The 5,639-nt window shown below is 53.8% G+C and carries 6 protein-coding genes; all 6 read right to left on the bottom strand.

Annotated elements, in window-relative coordinates:
* A partial coding sequence (locus LAT75_RS15050; protein ID WP_363320586.1) for a nucleoside deaminase occupies positions 1 to 329 on the bottom strand: 329 nt, incomplete at its 3' end.
* A 104-nt stretch (positions 330 to 433) separates the two neighbouring features.
* Positions 434 to 946 carry a hypothetical protein gene (locus LAT75_RS15055; RefSeq protein ID WP_291483567.1) on the bottom strand — a complete coding sequence of 171 codons (513 nt, stop codon included), beginning with the start codon at positions 944 to 946 and terminating at the stop codon, positions 434 to 436.
* Positions 936 to 2,177 (bottom strand): AAA family ATPase, encoded by a 1,242-nt coding sequence (locus LAT75_RS15060; protein WP_291483569.1) that lies wholly within the window; start codon positions 2,175 to 2,177, stop codon positions 936 to 938. Before LAT75_RS15060 ends, LAT75_RS15055 begins: the two co-directional genes overlap by 11 nt.
* Before the next feature lie 129 nt (positions 2,178 to 2,306).
* A complete protein-coding gene (locus tag LAT75_RS15065; RefSeq protein ID WP_291483571.1) occupies positions 2,307 to 2,879 on the bottom strand; it encodes a DUF4276 family protein in 573 nt (190 codons plus the stop codon).
* A complete protein-coding gene (locus LAT75_RS15070; RefSeq protein WP_291483573.1) occupies positions 2,876 to 4,060 on the bottom strand; it encodes an AAA family ATPase in 1,185 nt (394 codons plus the stop codon). The genes LAT75_RS15065 and LAT75_RS15070 overlap by 4 nt, the downstream gene beginning before the upstream one ends.
* Before the next feature lie 112 nt (positions 4,061 to 4,172).
* On the bottom strand, positions 4,173 to 5,606 hold the full coding sequence (locus tag LAT75_RS15075) for a TolC family protein (RefSeq protein WP_291483575.1): 1,434 nt from the start codon (positions 5,604 to 5,606) through the stop codon (positions 4,173 to 4,175).
* Positions 5,607 to 5,639 lie beyond the last annotated feature (33 nt).

Here is a 5,639-nt window from a genome sequence, read left to right on the forward strand (position 1 = left end):
ATGGCGGCGGCATCGTCGCGGGTTGAGGCGTAGTACACCGCGCTGAGATTTGCCCAGTATGCCGCCGAGAGGCACATCGGGCAGGGTTCGCAGCTGCTGTAGAGCACGGCCCCCGGCAGGTGGAACTGACCCATGCGCCGGCAGGCATCCCGGATGGCCTCAACCTCGGCATGGGCGGTCGGGTCGTTGGCCGAAGTAACGCGGTTGTGTCCGCGCCCGATCACTTCTCCACCGAGCACCACAACGGCCCCGAACGGACCGCCCTCATTGGCGTTCATCCCGCGAAAGCCTTCTTCGCAGGCCATTTCAAGGAAATCCGTATGAGTCATCGCATTCAGGATGTTAGGGGTGAAAGATGCGGCAGGTCGTGCGAGCCCGAGGTAAAAAAGCAGATTAGCGAAGTCGGGGGTTAGTTGCAATCGGCAAAACGGGCTTATCCCTCAACCAGCCGGATGGTACCTTCAATTCGCAGTACATAACCCGTTTCCCGGTAGAATTTCTCCATTCTTTCCATCTGACTGCTTCTGAACCGGGGTTGCTCACTGTTGGCAATGCAGGCTTTCTTTTTTGGGTACTCATTCAGCAAATAGCCCCCTTCAAAATAGTTTATCGTCTGTTTTAGCTGAAGTTCGGCCGTTTTAATCCATTCACTGCCCTTGTCACGGCGCTGTTTCAGCTCTACGAAGATTACTGTTACGGCATAAGTGAGCATTCCGTCGCACCGCTTGCTCATTTTGCCGTCGGCGCGCCTGATGTCAGCACAGTTATCGATAGCAGTAAAAGTTACTGCAAACCGATGCGGGTTTTCGACTACCGCTATCCATCGGTGCTCCTCTTTTGTGTAAGCATACGCACGCCTGCCAGAAGGATGGGGGTCATCACACAGGCCAAATAATGCCGAATCCGTATGATCCTGACATTCGGGGCCGGGGAACTCAGAACTCATTTTCCTGCTGTAATTCTAACAGCTGCGCGAAAAGCTCATTGCTTTCATCAAGTTTTTCATTCAGCTCATTGGCATCAGAGGGCAGCCCGTATTTTGAGCTGAGCCCGCTGATGGTTCCGTATTGCTCATTAAACTGGTAAATGGCAAGGTCATCACCATCAACCGCTGACTTTTCAGGCACAATCAGATTGATTTTTTTCGTAACAAATCCGTTTTGTGCTGTAAGCTTTATACGGTGTGCTTTAGCTGCAAGCGTCAGATAGTTGATCAGAAACGGGCTGTGGGTAGTGAGCAGTAACTTATTGCCGGAGTTCATATTGTTGAGCTCGAGCAGGCTGTAAAGAAGTTTTTGTTGTGAGGAGGGATAAAGATTCTGCTCGGGCTCTTCCACTATATTTATAAATGCTGTTTTGTTGAACTTAGCGGACAGCACCGAAAGAGCGATTCTTTTCTGTTCGTCGCCGAGGCTCTCATTGCTCCAGATTTCTTCGACCCCTTTTTTGAACCGCTGTATTTCCTCACTGCTCATGGGCTCCCGCCCCGACTTACTTTGCTGCCGAACCGTATGCGCTAAATGATGAGAAACCAGATAAAGCGGCACAAGCGACTGAAACCCGCTCGAGGCTTCGGTAAGCCTTACTTTATAGCCTGCGCCTTTCAGATTTAAAGTTTCATTGAGTCTGTCATATTCAAGCTCAGTATCGTTAACCGGAAGTTTAAGCAGGCTTTTCATCTCTTCTTTGGCCTTGTCAAACTCAGTCAGAAACTCCTGAAGGGAAGCGGAAACAAGCTTTAGCTCTTTGGGCGATTTAATATAAGAGAGGAAGTTTCTTTCTGCAGGCACATACATGATTTGGGGAAGAGCATAAGATCTGTTCTTGACTTCTTCAATGAAAAGCGTGCCTGCTTCGAAGGAAATGCGAAAAGCATCCCCCTCATAGCGGATGGAGGTTTCACCCGTTCCGTTCGCTTTGAAATAGTTCTCTAATCTGTGATAGGTGAGGAGCTGATTTTTGAGCTTGTTTTTTCTTTCGAACCATTTTGCGCTGTAATCGCCCCTTACCAGTGCTTTTTCAATCCAGCTGAAAGATGAGATCAGTTTTGCGAGGGTACTTTTCCCCGAGCCCTGATTCCCGATGAAAACGGTCACTTTTTTAAAATCAAGCCAGCCATCATTCTGCTGAAGGCCTTCCTGAATCGGGCCGAAGTATTTAACTCTGATTCTGCTCATCTCTTTACCTTGGTTGAATACTCAAAAAATCATCAGCTGTATTCCAAATCTCTGCCAGTTAAGCAAAAGAGAAATATGTTTAAAGATTAGCGAAGTCGGGGGTTAGTTGCAATCGGAAGCTTTGCCGACTTAACCCAACAGTTTTTGCAGGCCGGTTACAAAATGCCGGAAGCTGACCTGGGCATTTTCACCGGTGCTGATGACCGGCGCGATTGCCCTGGCGCTGGATGTTTTGCCAAATTCCGGAGCAAGACGCTTTAGCTCTTCGCTTCCTGTAAGCTGATCCGGATTGCGGTATTTGGCTTTGGTGCTCAGTTTTGATGCCTTTGACCGCGGATATACTTTTTCTACCGCGCTAAGATCGCCCAGGTACCAGTTTTCGAGCTCGCGGCAGGCAATGCGGATCAGGTGCCGCGGGCTGTTTTCGGTTGTGGTGATGATTTCAGAAATCTGCTGTTTCAGCGCTGTGCAGGAAGCTGAATCCTGATCATGAATTACCACCAGTAAAACTTCCTCCGGGTAATTCCTGTACGCCTGAAGCCTTTTGGGCAAGCGTCTGAGCAGATCCTGTTTTCCTTCGTGCGCATACACAAAACAATTTACACCCGGCCGGAAGGCAGGCGGGAGGATACGGGGCAGCAGTCCGTTCAGAAATACCTGCATAGAAAGCTCTTCCACCAAAATTTCTATGCGTCGGTTCATTCCGGATGGCTTCCCTCAAACATGCCCGACTTCCACAAGTACCCGAGCGGATTGCCGGCCTCGAACTGTGCAGTGATGTACGGATCTTCAGATGCCCGCTTCATGGTGGAGTAGCCTTCCTGTTTAATTACCCAAAAAACTTCTTCAGCAGCAGCAGCATTTAAAAAATCGGGACTGTGTGAGGTGATGAAAACCTGCCCTCCTTTTTGGGCATAGGAGCGGAATTCTTCAAGCAGCTCAGGAAGCAGGGATGGGTAGAGCTGGTTTTCGGGTTCCTCCACGCAAAGCAGCGGATGGGGGTGCGGGTCGTGCAGCATTAGCAGGTACGCAAACATTTTAATGGTGCCGTCTGAAACAAATCGTGCCACAAACGGGTCCTTGAAATTTCCGTCCTGAAAGCGGAGCACAACGCGTCCGTCTTCGGTGAGTCTGGCTTCCACTTTTTGGACCCCGGGCACCCGCCGGGTCATTTTTACCAGAAGTTCATCGAAAGCCTCCCGGTGGTTTTCGAACATGAACTGTGCTACAAGGGCCAGATTGTCGCCTCTTGGCGAGAGATGTTCGGCATATCCGGCTTCCCGAACAGGCCTTGCTTCGGAGATGTGAAAATCAGACACATGCCAGTTTTCAATAAACGTGCGGAAAGCATTGGCGGCTTTAAAACGGTCAAACTGCCCTAACCCTTTGATGGCAAGAATATCGGGGCTGCCGAGTTTTTGTTCTTCCCGGTCAAGCTCTTCGTCCTTTTTGTCGAAATCTTCTTCGTTGGTGATGGCTGTACCCGATCCTTTTGTGAAGTCCAGGAAATGGTACGGGGAGCCGTAGCTGCCCCTTTTGTATTTTAGAACTTCCCGCGCTACAAACGGCCGGCCGTCTTCTTCGCTGATTTCCAGCAGATAGGTAACGAGCCGCTGCCTGCCGCTGATTTCAAGACGGAACTGCAGCTCGATCTCGATATTCCCTTCACTGTCCCGGCTTTTGACCTCTCTGTATCCGCCGCGGCTTGCAAGGGCACTCCGCACATTTCCCTGAAGAGCTTCCGACAGGAAAGCAAAGACTTCAAACAAGGTGGATTTTCCGCTGCCGTTCGCACCTACAAAAATGGCGAGCCGGGGGATATCTTTAACTTCAAGCTGCCGGAAGACCTTGAAATTTTTGAGGCGGAGGGTTTCGATTTTCATGTTGTACCGATCGGAAAAGCGGAGTTGAGCAGAAGGAATGGTTTATGTTGCACACTGCCAAATTAAGGTCTGAGGATGAAATTACAAACCTGTCCCTTCCCGGCTCCCCCTGCTACTCCCCCATTTCCCCGCTGAGCAGCAGCAGTTCGATTTCGCGCAGGCGCAGGGCCTGCCGGATGCGCGTTTGCTGCAGGCGGGCTTCGAGCAGGCTGAGCTGTGCGTCGCGCAGCTCGATGGCGCTGATGCGGCCGGTGCGGGCGGCTTCTTCCGATTCCTGAAACTGCCGCTCCGCTGCCGTTACGGTCTGTGCCGAGAGCTGCAGGGCGCGGCGCTGTGTTTGCAGGGCCGACCAGCTGTTGAGCACATCGGCCTCAACCGAGCGCAGCACCTGAATCCGGTTTTCTTCGCGGCTGCGGCGTTCGATGGCCGCGTTTTGCACCGAGCGGCGGGTGTTGAAGCCGTCGAAGAGCACGTAGCGCAGGTTCACGGAGGCGGTGAAGCCGGTCTGCTCGAGTGAGCGCAGCTGATTGGCGTCGTTTTCCTGATTCTGCCAGCCGTAGCGGCCCTGCAGGCTGAGCTCGGGGAAGCGTCCGCTGCCGGCGAGCTGCTGCTGCACCTCGGCCAGGCTCAGCTCCGTTTGGGAGAGCTTCACCCGAACGTTGTGCTCGAGGGCGCTTTGCAGCAGGCTTTCGAGCAGGAGGGCTTCGCTTGGGTCGTAGCCGTCGTGCAGGGCCGGGGCTTCTCCATCGCTGCGGCTGATTTCCATGCCGAGCAGCAGCTGAAGCCCGCGCCAGGCTTCGTTGAGGGCGTTTTCGGCCTGCTCAACCCGGATCTGATCGTTGCCGAAGTTGACTTCCGCATTGAGCACATCCAGCTGACGCGCCGTGCCGAACTGCTGCGCGTCGCGGGTGCGGGAAAGCCGCAGCTCCGAGCTGCGCAGGTTTTCGCGCTCGATGCGGAGCTGCTCGCCTGCCTCAAGCACCTGAAAGTAGCGCTGTGCCACCTCAAACAGGGTTTGCTCTATGGTGATGCGGGTGCTGAGCTCGGCCAGGCTGCCGAGCTGCTGCAGCTGACGAAAGCGGTAGCGCCCGCTGAAGCCGTCGAAGAGGGTGTAGCGCAGGTTTACCCCGGCCTGAAAGGTGCGGCTTTCGGCGCCGTCCACCGAAATGGCGGTGTTTCCGGCGGCGGGGTCGCCGAAGTTGGCGAGCTCGAGATCGGTGTTGGTTCGGCTGAGCTCGGCGCTGCCGCTAAGCTCGATTACCGGCACCTGACCCGCATTGCCGCGGCTGATGTTGTTCCGGGCCTGTTCGGCGCTGAGCCGTTCGGTACGGATGGCGTGGTTGTGTTCAAGCGCCCGCTCAAAAGCCTGCTCGAGGGTCATCACTTCACTGGCATGCAGGCTGTCGGTCATGGCCGGGCTTAGCGGAGCAGCGGCCTGCCCCGGTGCGGCGGGTGCGGGCGAGGGACCCATCACCCCGATAAAAAGACAGAAAAACGCGAAGAACAGGCCTGAACCCGCTTGAGATGGAAAATGGGGGCGGTTCATCGGAGTTCGGATTTTAGGGTTTCAATGTTTTTG

It is taken from the genome of Cyclonatronum sp. (genome assembly GCF_022565315.1).
Taxonomy (GTDB): Bacteria; Bacteroidota; Rhodothermia; order Balneolales; family Cyclonatronaceae; genus Cyclonatronum.

Coding starts and splice junctions, on each gene's coding strand:
- LAT75_RS15055 (WP_291483567.1), bottom strand. CDS start 946: ATGAGTTCTGAGTTCCCCGGCCCCGAATGTCAGGATCATACGGATTCG.
- LAT75_RS15060 (WP_291483569.1), bottom strand. CDS start 2,177: ATGAGCAGAATCAGAGTTAAATACTTCGGCCCGATTCAGGAAGGCCTT.
- LAT75_RS15065 (WP_291483571.1), bottom strand. CDS start 2,879: ATGAACCGACGCATAGAAATTTTGGTGGAAGAGCTTTCTATGCAGGTA.
- LAT75_RS15070 (WP_291483573.1), bottom strand. CDS start 4,060: ATGAAAATCGAAACCCTCCGCCTCAAAAATTTCAAGGTCTTCCGGCAG.
- LAT75_RS15075 (WP_291483575.1), bottom strand. CDS start 5,606: ATGAACCGCCCCCATTTTCCATCTCAAGCGGGTTCAGGCCTGTTCTTC.